The organism is Paenibacillus canaveralius (genome assembly GCF_047238265.1).
Classification (GTDB): domain Bacteria; phylum Bacillota; class Bacilli; order Paenibacillales; family NBRC-103111; genus Paenibacillus_F.
In genome coordinates this window covers 626,035-641,474 of record NZ_JBDFMM010000001.1, presented here as the reverse complement: position 1 = coordinate 641,474, position 15,440 = coordinate 626,035, and the positions used below count along the sequence as shown (strand labels likewise).

At 53.5% G+C, this 15,440-nt stretch carries 13 protein-coding genes, 5 tRNA genes and 1 rRNA gene; 7 read left to right on the top strand and 12 right to left on the bottom strand.

The window, feature by feature from the left end; genetic code table 11:
- Positions 1 to 70 precede the first annotated feature (70 nt).
- Positions 71 to 1,624: ribosomal RNA gene (locus tag ABC395_RS02885) — 16S ribosomal RNA — on the bottom strand.
- 675 nt (positions 1,625 to 2,299) lie between these two features.
- Between ABC395_RS02885 and ABC395_RS02880 the strand changes: the two genes are divergently transcribed.
- The 5 genes from ABC395_RS02880 to ABC395_RS02860 all read left to right on the top strand — a co-directional run bounded on the left by ABC395_RS02880 (position 2,300) and on the right by ABC395_RS02860 (position 6,463).
- Entirely contained in the window at positions 2,300 to 2,821 is a 522-nt protein-coding gene (locus ABC395_RS02880; protein WP_413000574.1) for a DUF2179 domain-containing protein, read from the top strand.
- 97 nt (positions 2,822 to 2,918) lie between these two features.
- On the top strand, positions 2,919 to 4,142 hold the full coding sequence (locus ABC395_RS02875) for an ABC transporter ATP-binding protein (RefSeq protein WP_413000572.1): 1,224 nt from the start codon (positions 2,919 to 2,921) through the stop codon (positions 4,140 to 4,142).
- Positions 4,143 to 4,811: an ABC transporter permease gene (locus tag ABC395_RS02870; RefSeq protein ID WP_413000571.1), complete on the top strand. Its 669-nt coding sequence runs from the start codon at positions 4,143 to 4,145 to the stop codon at positions 4,809 to 4,811. It abuts the gene before it with no gap.
- A gap of 90 nt (positions 4,812 to 4,901) precedes the next feature.
- Positions 4,902 to 5,801 (top strand): glycine betaine ABC transporter substrate-binding protein, encoded by a 900-nt coding sequence (locus ABC395_RS02865; protein ID WP_413000569.1) that lies wholly within the window; start codon positions 4,902 to 4,904, stop codon positions 5,799 to 5,801.
- A gap of 32 nt (positions 5,802 to 5,833) precedes the next feature.
- Positions 5,834 to 6,463, top strand: a complete 630-nt coding sequence (locus ABC395_RS02860; protein ID WP_009675182.1) for an ABC transporter permease — start codon at positions 5,834 to 5,836, stop codon at positions 6,461 to 6,463.
- A 288-nt stretch (positions 6,464 to 6,751) separates the two neighbouring features.
- On the opposite strand, the gene ABC395_RS02855 is transcribed toward ABC395_RS02860, so the two are convergent.
- The 8 genes from ABC395_RS02855 to ABC395_RS02820 all read right to left on the bottom strand — a co-directional run bounded on the left by ABC395_RS02855 (position 6,752) and on the right by ABC395_RS02820 (position 10,417).
- On the bottom strand, positions 6,752 to 7,171 hold the full coding sequence (locus ABC395_RS02855) for a pyridoxamine 5'-phosphate oxidase family protein (protein ID WP_413000567.1): 420 nt from the start codon (positions 7,169 to 7,171) through the stop codon (positions 6,752 to 6,754).
- 103 nt (positions 7,172 to 7,274) lie between these two features.
- Positions 7,275 to 8,885, bottom strand: a complete 1,611-nt coding sequence (locus ABC395_RS02850; protein ID WP_413000565.1) for an esterase/lipase family protein — start codon at positions 8,883 to 8,885, stop codon at positions 7,275 to 7,277.
- 424 nt (positions 8,886 to 9,309) lie between these two features.
- Positions 9,310 to 9,391: transfer RNA gene (locus ABC395_RS02845), tRNA-Leu, on the bottom strand.
- Between the two features lie 17 nt (positions 9,392 to 9,408).
- Positions 9,409 to 9,481 (bottom strand) — tRNA-Lys (locus ABC395_RS02840).
- A 3-nt stretch (positions 9,482 to 9,484) separates the two neighbouring features.
- Positions 9,485 to 9,559 (bottom strand) — tRNA-Glu (locus ABC395_RS02835).
- Between the two features lie 194 nt (positions 9,560 to 9,753).
- Positions 9,754 to 9,844 (bottom strand) — tRNA-Ser (locus ABC395_RS02830).
- A gap of 5 nt (positions 9,845 to 9,849) precedes the next feature.
- A tRNA-Asn gene (locus ABC395_RS02825) sits at positions 9,850 to 9,925 on the bottom strand.
- Positions 9,926 to 9,943: 18 nt separating this feature from the next.
- The gene (locus tag ABC395_RS02820) at positions 9,944 to 10,417 is read right to left on the bottom strand and encodes a SprT family protein (RefSeq protein WP_413000563.1); all 474 of its coding nucleotides are present in this window, start codon (positions 10,415 to 10,417) and stop codon (positions 9,944 to 9,946) included.
- Between the two features lie 142 nt (positions 10,418 to 10,559).
- Between ABC395_RS02820 and ABC395_RS02815 the strand changes: the two genes are divergently transcribed.
- Both ABC395_RS02815 and cmpA read left to right on the top strand, forming a co-directional pair.
- Positions 10,560 to 10,925 carry a hydrolase/acyltransferase gene (locus tag ABC395_RS02815; RefSeq protein ID WP_413000561.1) on the top strand — a complete coding sequence of 122 codons (366 nt, stop codon included), beginning with the start codon at positions 10,560 to 10,562 and terminating at the stop codon, positions 10,923 to 10,925.
- A gap of 96 nt (positions 10,926 to 11,021) precedes the next feature.
- Positions 11,022 to 11,168, top strand: coding sequence for a cortex morphogenetic protein CmpA (gene cmpA, locus ABC395_RS02810; protein WP_085981306.1), 147 nt, complete (start codon positions 11,022 to 11,024; stop codon positions 11,166 to 11,168).
- A 48-nt stretch (positions 11,169 to 11,216) separates the two neighbouring features.
- On the opposite strand, the gene nagZ is transcribed toward cmpA, so the two are convergent.
- From nagZ to ABC395_RS02795, 3 genes are all read right to left on the bottom strand, one after another.
- Complete coding sequence (nagZ, locus tag ABC395_RS02805; protein WP_413000559.1) at positions 11,217 to 12,476, bottom strand: beta-N-acetylhexosaminidase; 1,260 nt, start codon at positions 12,474 to 12,476, stop codon at positions 11,217 to 11,219.
- Between the two features lie 201 nt (positions 12,477 to 12,677).
- A complete protein-coding gene (locus ABC395_RS02800; protein ID WP_413000557.1) occupies positions 12,678 to 14,909 on the bottom strand; it encodes a Tex family protein in 2,232 nt (743 codons plus the stop codon).
- Positions 14,910 to 15,088: 179 nt separating this feature from the next.
- Complete coding sequence (locus tag ABC395_RS02795; RefSeq protein ID WP_009675190.1) at positions 15,089 to 15,439, bottom strand: type II toxin-antitoxin system PemK/MazF family toxin; 351 nt, start codon at positions 15,437 to 15,439, stop codon at positions 15,089 to 15,091.
- Between the last annotated feature and the right edge of the window lies 1 nt (position 15,440).

Here is a 15,440-nt window from a genome sequence, read left to right as displayed (position 1 = left end):
CAACGAGTGATTGAAGGTTGAAGGCACTGCCTTCTTGACTGGGTCCGTTGCAGGACCCGAGTCTCCATAGAAAGGAGGTGATCCAGCCGCACCTTCCGATACGGCTACCTTGTTACGACTTCACCCCAATCATCTACCCCACCTTCGGCGGCTGGCCCCTTGCGGTTACCTCACCGACTTCGGGTGTTGTAAACTCTCGTGGTGTGACGGGCGGTGTGTACAAGACCCGGGAACGTATTCACCGCGGCATGCTGATCCGCGATTACTAGCAATTCCGACTTCATGCAGGCGAGTTGCAGCCTGCAATCCGAACTGAGACCGGCTTTTCTAGGATTGGCTCCAGATCGCTCCTTCGCTTCCCGTTGTACCGGCCATTGTAGTACGTGTGTAGCCCAGGTCATAAGGGGCATGATGATTTGACGTCATCCCCGCCTTCCTCCGGTTTGTCACCGGCAGTCAACTTAGAGTGCCCAGCTCTACCTGCTGGCAACTAAGTTCAAGGGTTGCGCTCGTTGCGGGACTTAACCCAACATCTCACGACACGAGCTGACGACAACCATGCACCACCTGTCACCTCTGTCCCGAAGGAAAGGCTTATCTCTAAGCCGGTCAGAGGGATGTCAAGACCTGGTAAGGTTCTTCGCGTTGCTTCGAATTAAACCACATACTCCACTGCTTGTGCGGGTCCCCGTCAATTCCTTTGAGTTTCACTCTTGCGAGCGTACTCCCCAGGCGGCATGCTTACTGTGTTAACTTCGGCACCAAGGGTATCGAAACCCCTAACACCTAGCATGCATCGTTTACGGCGTGGACTACCAGGGTATCTAATCCTGTTTGCTCCCCACGCTTTCGCGCCTCAGCGTCAGTTACAGGCCAGAAAGTCGCCTTCGCCACTGGTGTTCCTCCACATCTCTACGCATTTCACCGCTACACGTGGAATTCCACTTTCCTCTCCTGCACTCCAGTCTCCCAGTTTCCGGTGCGAACCGAGGTTGAGCCTCGGGATTAAACACCAGACTTAAAAAACCGCCTGCGCGCGCTTTACGCCCAATAATTCCGGACAACGCTTGCCCCCTACGTATTACCGCGGCTGCTGGCACGTAGTTAGCCGGGGCTTTCTTCTCAGGTACCGTCACCCAAAGAGCAGTTACTCTCCTTGGCGTTCTTCCCTGGCAACAGAGCTTTACGATCCGAAAACCTTCATCACTCACGCGGCGTTGCTCCGTCAGACTTTCGTCCATTGCGGAAGATTCCCTACTGCTGCCTCCCGTAGGAGTCTGGGCCGTGTCTCAGTCCCAGTGTGGCCGTTCACCCTCTCAGGTCGGCTACGCATCGTCGCCTTGGTGAGCCGTTACCCCACCAACTAGCTAATGCGCCGCAGGCCCATCCGTAAGCCACAGATTGCTCCGTGTTTCACAGTCTCTCCATGCGGAGATACCGGTTATCCGGTCTTAGCTACCGTTTCCGGTAGTTATCCCGATCTTACAGGCAGGTTGCCTACGTGTTACTCACCCGTCCGCCGCTAACCATCCGAGAAGCAAGCTTCTCTTCAAGTCCGCTCGACTTGCATGTATTAGGCACGCCGCCAGCGTTCGTCCTGAGCCAGGATCAAACTCTCCGATAAAGTTGTGCTAGCCCTAAGGCCAGCGGTTTATCTCAAGCTGATTAAGCTCAAACATTCGTTGCTGACGAGAATTTCTTCTCATTTAATGTCTCATTACTGAGACGCTTCAATCACTCGTTGTTCAGTTTTCAAAGGACAATCTTGTTTCGCCTTACTCGTTTGTACCAGTCGTTCTCGCGACCGGAATTTCATTCTACCACATTCATCTTTACGATGCAAGTGTTATTTTTAACACTCTGTAGCAGGTTATCTAACATGACTCTCACATTCAACCGCGTTTCTTGCGGCCGAGTTATAATATATCACATTAGCTGTTAGCTTGCAACATCTTTTTTTTAATCCTTTCCGACTGCCTCTCAGTGGCCGGAAGAACAATATACCATGGCTGCGAAGAAAGATTCAACAGGTATATTTTTACATGTATGAACGATTAACTTCCTATATAAGCAGCCCTGTATAGTTTAGTCTTCATTCAGCAATCTTAAACGTAAAGCCAAAGCTAAGCTTGAAACAACTTCAGCCGACATCCGGGTTAATGAATAGCGCTCTTATACCTGCCGGGTTGCAGACATTCCTTTTCCCTTCTTTCCCCCGTTCCTGTTCGGCCGCGGCGATTGTGGGTAATACCTTTCCATAAGTTGAAAGCGCCAGACTCACATCGAAAGGAGCATCAGCATGATAAGCGCCCAAACCATTGTAACCATTATCGTTATTAATATCGCTTATGTCTCACTCTCCACGATCCGTATGATTTTGGTGATGAAGGCAAGAAGATTGCTCGCCGCAAGTATAAGCACGGTGGAGATCTTCATTTATTTAATGGGCCTCAATATTGTACTCAAGAACATCGACGATCCTGTCAATATTATCGCGTACTGCTTAGGATGGGGAGCCGGCGTCTGGCTGGGGATTCGTATAGAAGGCTGGCTTGCGCTGGGATATACCACTCTGCAAATCGTCGTCGATTATACGGAAACGACTCTGCCGGATACGCTGCGGAATAAGGGTTACGGTGTCACTCACTGGGTGGCGGAAGGTCGTGACGGCCCTCGTCTGGTCATGCAAGTGCTCGCCAAACGCTCCCTGGAGAAAAAGCTTCTGAACACGCTTCACGAACTCGCTCCGAAAGCTTTTGTGATCTCTTACGAACCGCGTTTTTTCCGCGGGGGCTTTTGGACAAGGAGATTGAATCCTTAGGGGGCGGGTGATTCATTTTGCTTCCTTTTGTTTATATAAAAGGTTACATAAGTGAACTTCACAGCTGTTACTTAGAGAAAAAGGGGTGCTGCATAGAATGATTCGCCTGGAAGGTGTTATCAAAAGATACGACGATGGATTCGTCGCATTGAAAGATCTTAATTTGGAGTTTGCCGAAGGCCAGCTCCACGTACTTATCGGACCAAGCGGTTGCGGTAAATCTACCACGATGAAGCTGATCAACCGCTTGATCAATCCCTCCGAAGGGAAAGTCACCATTAAAGGGAAAGATATTTCCCAAATGGACCCCGTCGAGCTGAGACGCAATATCGGCTACGTGATACAAAATATCGGCCTGTTTCCTCATATGACGATCGCCAAAAACGTAGCGGTTGTTCCCAAGCTTCTGAAATGGGACCAGCAGCGGATCGATACGCGGGTTGATGAACTGCTTCGCCTGGTTTCTCTTGACCCCGACACGTTCCGCAACCGTTATCCTTCCGAACTGAGCGGAGGACAGCAGCAGCGGATCGGTGTTATCCGCGCTTTGGCTGCGGAGCCCGACATTATTTTGATGGATGAGCCGTTCAGCGCTCTTGACCCCATCTCCCGGGAACAGCTGCAGGACGAGCTGATCCGGCTTCAGCAGGATTTGAAAAAGACGATTATTTTCGTTACCCATGACATGGACGAAGCCGTGAAAATCGCGGACAATATCGTGCTTATGAAGGACGGCGTGATCGTTCAGCACGGCAGTCCGGAGCATATCCTCCGTTATCCGGCCAATGAGTTTGTGAAATCCTTCGTCGGTAAAAAGCGTCTTCAGGCGGATACCGGATTCGAGGAAATCCCGACGGTCGATGAAGTTATGGCCGAACATCCGATCACAGCCTACCCTACACGCGGACTGGCCGAAGCCATTAAAATCATGGAGAAAAACCGGGTCGATTCCCTCCTGATCGTAGACAGACAAAACCGCCTGACCGGTACCACGTCCATCTTCCAGGTGCTCGACAAGTATAAGCAGGAAAATATCACACTCGCCGATATCGCCAAACCTTTTCATCATACGGTCGAAACCGGCACGTCTTTATCCGTGGCAATCCAGCTTATGAACGAGCACAACCTTCCTTATATTCCGGTTGTCCGCGAGAACAACACGTTCGCCGGGCTCGTCACCAAAGGAAGTGTGGTCCGTCATATCGCGGATGTATATACGCCGGCCGAGTCCGACGAATCTGCCGAAACGGCCGAAGCGGCACTCCAAACTTCCGCGGAAGACGGGATGCAAGTACCGGCCGGCGGCAGCGGAGGTGCTTAAATGGACTTCCTGAACAGCTACGGTCAATTTCTTAGCGACCGCTTGCCGGATATTCTGGTCGCTTTCCGGGAACATCTTATTATTTCGTTCCTGTCTATTCTTTTCGGCTGTATTGTCGCCATCCCTATAGGCGTATATTTAGCCGGAAACCGGATTAAATGGATCAATTCGCTTGTTTTCGCTTTATCGAATCTGCTCCAGACCATTCCCAGCCTCGCCCTGCTTGCCATCCTGATCCCGCTGATCGGGGTCGGTATGAAGCCGGCCATCATCGCCCTGTTCCTGTATTCCCTGATGCCTATCATGCGGAATACATTCACGGGCTTCCAGGCGGTTAATCCGCATCTGATCGAGGCCGCAAGAGGTATGGGCTACAGCTCTATCCAGCGGCTGGTGCGCATTCAGCTTCCGCTGGCCCTTCCCTACATTATGTCCGGCGTCCGCGTTACCACGGTCTATATTATCAGTTGGGCTACACTGGCGACCCTTATCGGAGCCGGCGGTCTGGGCCAGCTGATTGTGGCGGGCATGGGCGTGAACAAGAAGGAGCTTATTTTCACCGGCGCCATTCTGGCCGTCATCCTGGCTCTGATCGCCGATTTCGTGCTGGGAGCTTTGGAAAAATGGCTCACTTCACGCACCAAGACATCAGGCGCCAAAGCGGCTTAATTTTTTTGAAAACGATCATTAACGAGCTGAATAAAAGCTTACATTATAAAAAACGGCCGTGCTCTTAAGGCCGTCTAAAGGGGATATCGAATGAAACGTGTGAGAAGACGCTTATTGGCGGCAGGCCTTCTCGCTGCGGTGGTTGTGTCAGCAAGCGGCTGCGGACGGGGAGATACCATTCTGATCGGTACGCAAACTTATTCGGAGCCGAAAATTTTGGCTCAAATGTACAAGCTGCTGATCGAGGACCGCACCGACCTGAAGGTGGATGTCCTCCCGGACCTTGCGTCAAGCGGAGTGATCATCGATGCCATGAAGAAGGGCGACATCCAGATGTCCACCCTTTATTCCGGCGAACTGCTCAATAAGCATTTCCCGATTGAAGATAAGAAAAGAAACCGCGAAGAAATACTTGCGGAAGCGCAGGCCGGTTTCGATAAACATTTTAACTTTAAATGGTTTAATCCTTACGGATTCGAAAATACGTATGCCTTTACGGTACGCAAGGAACTGGCGGACGAGAAGGGCTGGAAGAAGATCTCGGACATTATTCCGGATGCCGGCTCCATTAAACTCGGGGTAGATACGACCTGGCTGGAAAGAGAAAGCGACGGATACAAGGCATTCGCCAAACATTACGGGCTTCAATTCGGAGATACGCTTCCTATGGAAGTCGCACTCGTTTACAGCGCCGTAGCCAGTAAAAAAGTGGATATCGTTCTGGCTTACTCCACGGACGCCCGCTTAAAAGAATACAATCTGGTGACACTGGAGGACGACAAACAGTTCTTCCCTCCTTACGATGCTTCTCCGGTAGTGAAAAAAGAGCTGCTGGCCGCTTATCCGGAGCTGAACGACATCATCGGGCTGCTTATCGGGAAAATCGACGCCAAAACCATGATTGACTTGAACTATGAAGTGGACGTAAAAAAACGCAATGAGAAGAAAGTCGCGGAAGACTATTTAAAACAAATCGGACTGCTGAAATAAAGGTCCTGCAGGCCTTCTAAGGGGACATGAATATGGAGCTTTTCTTTCAATATGTTAGTGAAAACTGGCTGGATTTACTGGGACTGACGTACGATCATATCGTAATGGTACTGCTTGCCATTCTCATGGCGCTGATCGTCGGGGTGCCGCTGGGTATTCTGGCCGCGCGTTACCGCCGTCTCGGTTCCGTCATTCTTACAGCCGCGAACATCATCCAGGTATTTCCGAGTCTCGCGCTGCTAGTGCTGCTGATGATCGTATTCGGGCTCGGCTTCAAGACAGTGGTCATCGGCCTCTTCCTCTATTCCCTGATGCCGATCATCCGCAACACCTTCGTCGGACTCACCCAGGTCAACCCGGCGATAACGGAAGCCGGACGGGGCGTGGGCATGAGCCAGCTTCAGCTGATGTGGAAGGTGCAGCTTCCGCTGTCGCTGCCTTTCATCGCGACAGGCGTCCGGGTGGCCGCAGTCATCGCCATTGGCGTGGCCACCATCGCTCCGCTGATCGGAGGCGGCGGTCTGGGCCGGGAGATTTATTCCGGCATCAACATGGACAATTCCGCCCGTCTGTATGCGGGAGCTATCCCGGCCGCGCTTCTCGCGCTGCTGACGGATTTTGTCCTCGGCCAAGTGCAGAAGCGCATGCACATCAGCCGGTAGGTTATAACAAAAGAACGCGGAGAAACTGCCCGTGCAGCCTCCGCGTTCTTTTTGATATTCCGGCAGTGCGGCAACGCCGCGGAAGTGGAACATACCCCCATAAGGCGTTACCGCACTGCCGGCCGTTGTGCTGTGCCGGCACCTTCCTGACGAACCGGTCCTCTTGTTCGATCTAACCCTTGCGGGAGAAATTCCGGAGCTGATCACCCGTTGTCCGGTGGATTTAATAAAAAAAGCCGAAAGGGTCCAAACCGGACTCCTTTCGGCTTTGTGCTTTTACTAGCGGCGTTATGGTGCCTGCCATACCTGAGGCTCGGATTTACCGCTGTAATACTCGATACGGCTGGGAACAATCTTCAGGATGACGTACTCAGGATCGTGCGGGCCGTCGAACCATTCCTTGAAGTCGTCGCGCCATACTTTTTCACGCAAGCTTTCATCGGTACTTACGCTGCCTGTCGCTTCGATTTGAAGAATATCGGAAGAAGGTTTGCCGTCAAAGCCCACAAGAATATGTACATGGGGATTATCCTGCAGCTCTTCCACTTTATCGGTTTTGCGGCTGGTCGCCAAGTAAATGGTCAGTTCCTCGTGAAATAAAGCCATATAGCGCACACGCGGTTTCTCATTCTCCACAGTTCCGAACGAGCAGATTTCGTTTTTATCCAAAACGCTTACGATTTGCTGTTCCAAAGACGGATTCGACATGCTCTCTCCAGCTCCTTTCGAGTAAACACGTTTCTCTTTCTCTTTTTAGATTACCCGAAACGGGGGAGCTCCAAACGAAGAGAGAGCCGTTTTGCAAGCCGTTTTATTCGACTTTGCCCGCCTCGTTCGTCACGGCGAAATTGTAATTCACGGAACGTGTAAAAGGCTCCTGCCGTTCGTTCACTCCGTTGATGTCGAATGATATGTTATAAACCCCGGGCTCCGTCGGCACTTTGAAGTCCAAGAGCACTTCGTTCTTGGCGGTTTGCAGGTTGACTTCATCCGCTTGCTGCAGGCTCTTCGCTTTGCCTTTCCCTCCGGAACGAGTCAACTTCGCTTTTTTCGCTTTGGCGTCTTCCAGCTTGCCCGCTCCGTCGAACGAAACGGCAATTTGCGCGTTCTCGCCTTGTTTGTATTGCTTGCGCGCGTTTTTGATTTGGCCCTTCACACGGCCTTCCGGACGGGCCAGCATAAAGTACGCGTCCCCTTCACCCGACAGTTCCAGGGTCCAGTTCCCCTTCTCCGGATTATTGAGCGTCAGCGTATGATGAACAGCATCGGAGAACAGAACCGCTTCGTCTTTCTCCGCGCTTGGGGACGGGTTCAGCGGGATCTTTTTGCCGGACGGGCTGGTCAATGTGACTTGCGTCGTTTCTTTGGCTGTGAGCACATCCAGCGAGATCGAGCCGATACCGCTTTCCAGCGGGAATCCTTCTTTAGCGGCTCCCTTCGCGAGACTGCCTCCTTTCATAATAAAAGAAGAATTTTCGGAAACAGCAGGCGCCGCTTGAGCGGTGAATAGATTCTCTCCTTGAAGCGGCGCCGCTGCGGCTGCCGTTTTACCGAGTGCCAGCTTGGGCTGTACCAGGCTCCAGGTCTGGGAGGCCGTCGTCATCGCGCTGTGGGAGATGTCCTTTGTAAAGCTTTTAATGCCATAAGGCAGACCGAGCGCGGAAGCCACGCTGACAGCACCGTCATCTTCACCCGGCAGAACGGCATGAGCGAACCAGTAGGCAGTGAACCAGCCGTCGTCGCCTTCCCCGCCGGACATGTAAGTCTTGGTCGCGGAAACTCCCGGCTTGCCGTCTGTCTGCGTCCGGAAATTAGCCATGTAGGAGGTTTGAAGCGAATAGACCGCATCATCCTTCTTGCCAAGGATCTCGGCCAGCCAGCTTGTCCAGTCGCTGTAAGCCATATCGGCCAGCTCGGAGCCTCTATTCGGCGTAGAAAGCTGGTGAACGACGTTCACGTAAGGCGCGGCACCGTAGTGAAGGAGAGCCGCCTGCGTGTCGAGTCCGCCCTTGGAGTGGGCGATAATGTTAATTTGAGAGACACCGTAATGACCGGCGACCTTTTTAATGACCTCGGCCAGCTTCGCGCCGTTGGTCCACATGTCCCCGCCCGATCCGTCCGCATCTTTCAGCTGCACAAAAGCCGTGCGGTACCCGGCTTTATAAGCCGCTTCGTAATATCCGTCCGTTTTGAGCCAGGTATTGTAGTTCGAGTGGAGCCCCTGAACGAAAAGAATGACGGGCTTGTCTTTCGAAGCCTGCGGAGGCACCGCTCCCGTGTACCAGTCCCCGAAATGGCCAGACGGATTCTCGTCATGTAAAACCGGAGCCGGCGGCAAAGCGGCTTGGACCACCGAAGAACACGCAAGAACGGCGGAAAGGCCTAACAACGGGATCATACGGGCACGAACTTTTTGAATCATTTAATTCCCTCCTCTGAATGGATAATAGCTTACTCCACCATTATATGGAAGAAATTACAATTCAGCATTAGCTGGATGTTAATTTTAGGAAAATAAAAAAACCCGGAATCCATTCCGGGTTAACATACGTGAATAGGTATCGATTTGAATGCCCGCTCTGCGTTTTTAAGAATTCATTGCGTTCAGCAAAGAGATTTCGTATCGAAATGGCCTCGCAATTCTTCTCGGCCAATTGTCGGGTATCGTTGTCTTCATTGGACGTTTTCGGCTTTTCGACATACAGCTTATACATTTGATTATTTGTCGATGAATCATGTGGCACAAATAGACACCCGTCTCACCGTTCGATATTTCTCGGGAAATATTTCTAAAAAAAAATAAAAGACCCCGCTGCATTCAGCAAGGTCTCTTATTTAATGAGGTATGCGGTCGGAGGGATTTGAACCCTCACGCCCATTGGGCACTACCCCCTCAAGATAGCGTGTCTGCCGTTCCACCACGACCGCATGTGAGGTAAAGAATGTGAGCCATGAAGGACTCGAACCTTCGACACCCTGATTAAAAGTCAGGTGCTCTACCAACTGAGCTAATGGCTCTCATGGTGACCCGTAGGGGATTCGAACCCCTGTTACCTCCGTGAAAGGGAGGTGTCTTAACCCCTTGACCAACGGGCCATGTCAACTCTTAGAACATGATGTCGTTTTTGACGACAAGTGTTATTATAGCTTAACCTTTTCAAAATGACAAGCCTAATTTGCAATGAATTTTCTGGCATAAAATCGTTTCGGCCCGAATCCGCGCCGCCTGCACAAAGGCCCTTAAAAAGCAAAAAAGCCGCTGTATCAAGCGACTTCCTTCACAATACTTATGGCGGAGAGAGAGGGATTCGAACCCTCGCACCACTTACGCAGTCTAACCCCTTAGCAGAGGGTCCCCTTGAGCCACTTGGGTATCTCTCCAGATATGGCTCCCCGAACAGGACTCGAACCTGTGACAACTCGATTAACAGTCGAGTGCTCTACCAACTGAGCTATCAGGGAAAGACAATAATTAATTTATCATGAACGTTTGGGAAAGTCAAGCGTGTAAAGCCGCAGCTTTCCCCGGCATTTTCCGCACGAGTATTTACGCACATCCATCTTTCTTTTCCGGTAGTATTCGGTACCGCACGTCACGCACTGGAGCTTGTACTTGTATGGCGCCGGTTCCTTGCGCTGAGGCAGAGCCCGGCAAAATCGCGTCCCGCCCACTTGCTTGAGCAGCAGCTTGAAATCCGCATCCCGGTGCTGGTACCCTCTTTTCTGCAAATGAAGATGATAGTGGCACAGCTCGTGCTTAATGATTTTTTCGACATCGTCTCTGCCGTAAGTCTCCCATTGATGCCAGCTGATCTCAATATCGTGGGACTTCGTAAAATAACGCCCGCCCGTGGCACGAAGCCTGCGGTTAAACCGCGCACGGTGGCGAAACGGCCATCCGAACGCCTGCAAAGAAATCTGTTCCACCCACTCCTGAAGCTGCGCGTCGTCCATAGCGAGCCGCTCCTTTCCCCGCTTGGAAACGGGGTTTCCCCTCTGTTCCCGCGGATAAGTCTCTCTTGAATTTGTACCTAATGAAGGGCTATACTGTCAAGTAGAAAACGAGAACGTGATGCATGAGAGGAGCACCGCCGCTATGCCGACCAGCGTTATGAAATATGCGATCCTGAAACTGAAGGACCAGCTTGAATTTGTCGAAATGCCCGCGACGCACATGTACCAGCTTACGGCCCTGAACGGCCGGCTGCACAAAGAAATCGAGAAACTGACCGCACACAATGTGCCTGAATTGCCCGTCGTTATCGCCGAATGCGACAACCTGGAACCGGTGGGAACCGCTTATCCGGTAACCGGAGGTCTCGACTATATCAACAAACTCGAAGCTTCTTTCGCTTCCATTCAGGAGTCCGCCTACCCCCTCGTATCGCTCCTCACCGAAATCCGCGCACTGCAGGCTCAACTGGAGCAATGGTACGAGGAGTATGAGGAAGAAAGACAGTAAATCTCCGCTTTTCCGATAAAAAAAGCTGCAGGACCTGCACGCCGAGCGCTTCTTCCCCATATGCTGTAAGTAGTCAGTCAGGAAGGGGATGGCGTTATGCCGCAGTGGCTCTGCAATCAGCTGATGCGAGCGTTCCAGAACAAAAACCCTCGCCAGATTCGTTTGCTTAACGACAGTTGGTTTTTTTACCGGACACGGAGATCGCCCGACGAGTTGTCGGGATCCTTTGAAAAAAGCAGGTAGCTCCGCAACAGCGGAATTACCTGCTTTTTTTGTCACCTACCAAGGCTTCTATGGAAGACGGGCGTCCAGAACACGGCCGATCTGCTCGTTAATCTTGCCTACGTCCGGCTGCGGTGCCGGGTGATCGGCTAACGTGTACTTGTATTTCAGCTTCAGAATCCGGTAGACGCTCTCATCGATTCTGCGCTCCGATAGAACGCCGGTTTCGGCTGCCTGCTTCAGCGCTTTTACGACACGGACCGTATTGTCGAATTCATGACAGACAAGGGCCACGTCCGTACCGGCCTTCACTGCTTGAACGGCCGCTTCGCCGATTCCGTAGCTCTTGACGATGGCGCCCATGGTCAGATCGTCCGTGAACACGACACCGCCGAAATTCAGCTCTTTGCGCAGCAAATCGGTAATGACCGCCGGAGACAGGGAAGCCGGGTACGTGGCATCCAGCTTCGGAAGCAGGATGTGCGCGACCATGACCGCGTCCGCCCCGCTCTGAAAAGCTTTGACGAACGGGACGAGCTCAAAGGAACGCAGACGGCTCGCGTCGTGCTCCACGACAGGCAGCCCGATATGCGAATCGACGGCGGTATCGCCATGTCCCGGGAAATGTTTCACGACGGGGATCACTTTCTGCGCGGCCATGGCTTTCATCATCTCGACGCCGAGACTGCCGACAAGCTCGGGCTTCGACCCGAAAGAACGATCGCCGATCACCGGATTCTTCGGATTGCTGTTGATATCGAGCACCGGAGCGAAATTCGTGTTAAATCCGAGGGAAGCCGCTTCCCGGGCGAGAATATCCCCGATCTCCGCGGCGAAGCGCAGGTTCTTCGTATTGCCGATTACACGGCCCGCGGGTACGTCCGTGTATTCGTCCGGCATGCGGCTGACGCGTCCGCCTTCCTCGTCCACGCTCAACATAAGCGGTATTTTACTGCCTGTACGGGCATTCTCTTCTTTGAGCGCATTCAGAAGGGTCACCGTCTGGCCCGCGCTTTTTACGTTCGGCTTAAATAAAATAAAGCCGCCGACCTTATACGTATCGATCAGCTGCCGCGCATGCTCGTCCATGACCAGACCGTCGACGCCGCTGATGACCATCTGTCCGATTTTCTGATCCAGCGTCATCCTCGCGATCTGATCCTTCAGCGGATCTTCGAGCGTGGGTGTCGGGCTGGGCTGACCTTCCTTGCCGCCGTTCTGATTATTACCCGGACCCGCCTGCGGTCCCGCCGTGCCGCATCCGGCCGAAATAAACAGCAGAACGGCAAGCGCCAGCGTTCCTCCCTTGCGTAACCATGTGTGAAGCATGGACCTTCCCTCCGCTCTGATTGGCTGCCGGATTCCAGCGGCAGCTATCTTTTCTGTTTTTGCCCATTCGGACAAGAGTTATTCCCGCTCTGCCTTATCGAGATGACAAGACGCACCGAGGTAATTGAGGCAATGAGTTCTCATTAAAAAAGAAAACCTCAAGCTCTTTGGGATCTTGAGGTTCTTTAGGACAGTTTCTGCTTACTGCGGCTGTTTCATCGTCAGGCCGACACGGCCTTTCTTCACGTCTACATTCAATACCCAGACCGTTACGTTGTCACCGACGGACACCACGTCCATCGGATGCTTCACGAACTTGTCGCTGAGCTGGGAAATATGGACGAGACCGTCGCTTTTGATCCCGATATCGACAAATGCGCCGAAATCGATCACGTTGCGCACGGTACCCTGAAGCTCCATACCCGGCTTCAGATCTTCGATCTGCAGGACGTCGGTCCGGAAGATCGGGGTGCCCAGCTCTTCGCGGGGATCGCGGCCCGGACGCTGCAGGCTGTCCAGAATGTCGCGCAGCGTGGGCACGCCGATACCGAGCTTGGGCGCGAGCTCTTCGGGCTCCTGGCGCTGAAGCAGCTCCTTGAGCTGCTGGGAGCCGATCCCGGCAAGCTCGACTCTCAGCTCGGCCAGCAGCTTATCCACCACACCGTAAGTCTCGGGGTGGATCGGGGTGTTGTCGAGCGGGTTGCCGCTTCCGGGTACCCGGAGGAAGCCGATGCACTGCTCGAACGTTTTCGCGCCGAGGCGGGGCACCTTCTGCAGCTCTTTGCGGCTGCCGAATTTCCCGTTCTCCTCGCGGAACTTCACGATATTCTTCGCGATCGTGCTGTTGATTCCGGAGACGTAGGAAAGCAGCGACGGCGATGCCGTGTTCACGTCGACACCGACATGGTTAACCGCGGATTCGACAACCGCTTTGAGGCTCTCGTCGAGATGCTTCTGCGAGACGTCATGCTGGTACTGGCCGACGCCGATCGCCTTCGGCTCGATTTTGACAAGCTCCGCGAGCGGGTCCTGCAGGCGGCGGGCGATCGAGATCGCGCTGCGCTCCGCGACGTCGAGGTCCGGGAACTCCGTCTGCGCCAGCTTCGAGGCGGAATACACGCTTGCGCCGGCCTCGTTCACGATCAGGTACTGGAGCTTGCGCGATTTGAGCTCGGCGATCAGATCCGCCACGAACTGCTCCGTTTCGCGCGAAGCTGTACCGTTGCCGATGACGATGAGGCCGACATCGTACGTGTCTATCAGGCGCTTGAAAGCGGCCTTCGCTTCGGCGACTTTGTTGTTAGGCGGCGTCGGATACGTCACCGTGACCTCCAGCATTTTGCCCGTCTCATCCACGACGGCCAGCTTGCAGCCGGTCCGGTAAGCCGGGTCGACGCCGAGCACGGTCTGCCCCTTAACGGGCGCCTGGAGCAGCAGATTCCGCAGATTGCCGGCGAAAATCTGGATCGCGTGCGTTTCCGCCCGTTCCGTCAGCTCTCCGCGGACTTCCCGCTCGATGGACGGCGCGATCAGACGCTTGTAGGCGTCTTCCACGGCCGATTGCAGCGCGTCGCGGGTTACGGACGGCCCCTGGATAACCTGGCGGCCGATAAATTCGTGGATCCGCTCCACGGGAACGTCGAGCGCCACTTTCAGCACGTCCTCGCGCTCTCCGCGGTTAATCGCCAGCGTACGGTGCGGCGGCATTTTTTTCAGCGGTTCCTGGTAGCTGTAGTACATCTCGTACACGGACTCTTCTTCCTGTTTCTTCGCTTCCGTGCGCAGAATCCCGTTATCGTGCGTAAACTTGCGGACCCAGGCCCGGATCTTCGCATCGTCCGCGAGCTGCTCGGCGACAATATCCTGCGCGCCTTGAAGAGCTTCCTCGGCGGTGGCGACGCCTTTGTCTTCGCGAACATACTTCGCGGCTTCTTCCTGAAGCGAGCCTTTCTGAGGCTGTTTCAGTATAAACTTCGCCAGCGGCTCCAGCCCTTTTTCCTTCGCGACGCTCGCGCGTGTTTTGCGCTTCTGGCGGTAAGGGCGGTACAAATCCTCCAGCTCCTGGAGCTTTACCGCTTTTTCAATGGAAGCCTGGAGTTCACCGGTAAGCTTGTCCTGCTCGTCGATAAGACGCAGCACTTCCAGCTTGCGGTCTTCCAGGTTGCGGAGATAATTCAGCCGCTCCTCGATGTCCCGCAGGAAATTCTCGTCGAGTTCCCCCGTCATTTCTTTCCGGTACCGCGCGATAAACGGGATGGTGTTGCCTTCATCCAGCAGATTTACGGTCGTTTGAACCTGCGAAGCCTTAAGCTGAAGCTCGCCGGCGATTTGTTTGACGATCCGGGCCGCCGTAGCCGCCGTTTTTTCCTCGGTCCGTTCATAGCTCTTAGGTGCTTGCTGCTTGTCTGCGTGCTGGACATCCGTGTTTGCCATCGTTATTCCCCCATGCGTTTTGTAGCTTTCATCCGGGCAGACATGTACTCGGCCCGATCTTGTCGCCGAAAACTTCTGATCCCGCCGCACTGGCGCGGCTGATCCCGTTTTCGTATCCACCTTTGTAAAAGAAACGAAAAAACGAGGGCTGTTAGGGCCCCTCGCTCCTCATTTCATCGCTAGAAATCAATCAGTCCCACGCTGACCTGCAGCGCTTCGTCCACCTTGCGCATTGATTCTTCATCCAGATGCGTAATTTTGTCGGTCAGCCGCTGTTTGTCGATCGTACGGATCTGTTCCAGCAAAATGACGGAGTCCCGGTCAAAACCGTGCGTTTCCGCATCGATTTCCACGTGCGTCGGTAGCTTCGCTTTCTGAATCTGCGCCGTAATTGCGGCGACGATGACCGTCGGGCTGAAGCGATTGCCGATGTCGTTCTGGATAATCAGCACCGGACGGACGCCGCCCTGTTCGGAACCGACAACCGGTGAAAGATCTGCGAAGTACACATCGCCACGTTTTACAATCAAA

Excerpts from the sequence above, each read along its gene's own strand:
- ABC395_RS02880 (WP_413000574.1), top strand. The coding sequence starts at position 2,300 with ATGATAAGCGCCCAAACCATTGTAACCATTATCGTTATTAATATCGCT.
- ABC395_RS02875 (WP_413000572.1), top strand. The coding sequence starts at position 2,919 with ATGATTCGCCTGGAAGGTGTTATCAAAAGATACGACGATGGATTCGTC.
- ABC395_RS02870 (WP_413000571.1), top strand. The coding sequence starts at position 4,143 with ATGGACTTCCTGAACAGCTACGGTCAATTTCTTAGCGACCGCTTGCCG.
- ABC395_RS02865 (WP_413000569.1), top strand. The coding sequence starts at position 4,902 with ATGAAACGTGTGAGAAGACGCTTATTGGCGGCAGGCCTTCTCGCTGCG.
- ABC395_RS02860 (WP_009675182.1), top strand. The coding sequence starts at position 5,834 with ATGGAGCTTTTCTTTCAATATGTTAGTGAAAACTGGCTGGATTTACTG.
- ABC395_RS02855 (WP_413000567.1), bottom strand. The coding sequence starts at position 7,171 with ATGTCGAATCCGTCTTTGGAACAGCAAATCGTAAGCGTTTTGGATAAA.
- ABC395_RS02850 (WP_413000565.1), bottom strand. The coding sequence starts at position 8,885 with ATGATTCAAAAAGTTCGTGCCCGTATGATCCCGTTGTTAGGCCTTTCC.
- ABC395_RS02820 (WP_413000563.1), bottom strand. The coding sequence starts at position 10,417 with ATGGACGACGCGCAGCTTCAGGAGTGGGTGGAACAGATTTCTTTGCAG.
- ABC395_RS02815 (WP_413000561.1), top strand. The coding sequence starts at position 10,560 with ATGCCGACCAGCGTTATGAAATATGCGATCCTGAAACTGAAGGACCAG.
- cmpA (WP_085981306.1), top strand. The coding sequence starts at position 11,022 with ATGCCGCAGTGGCTCTGCAATCAGCTGATGCGAGCGTTCCAGAACAAA.
- nagZ (WP_413000559.1), bottom strand. The coding sequence starts at position 12,476 with ATGCTTCACACATGGTTACGCAAGGGAGGAACGCTGGCGCTTGCCGTT.
- ABC395_RS02800 (WP_413000557.1), bottom strand. The coding sequence starts at position 14,909 with ATGGCAAACACGGATGTCCAGCACGCAGACAAGCAGCAAGCACCTAAG.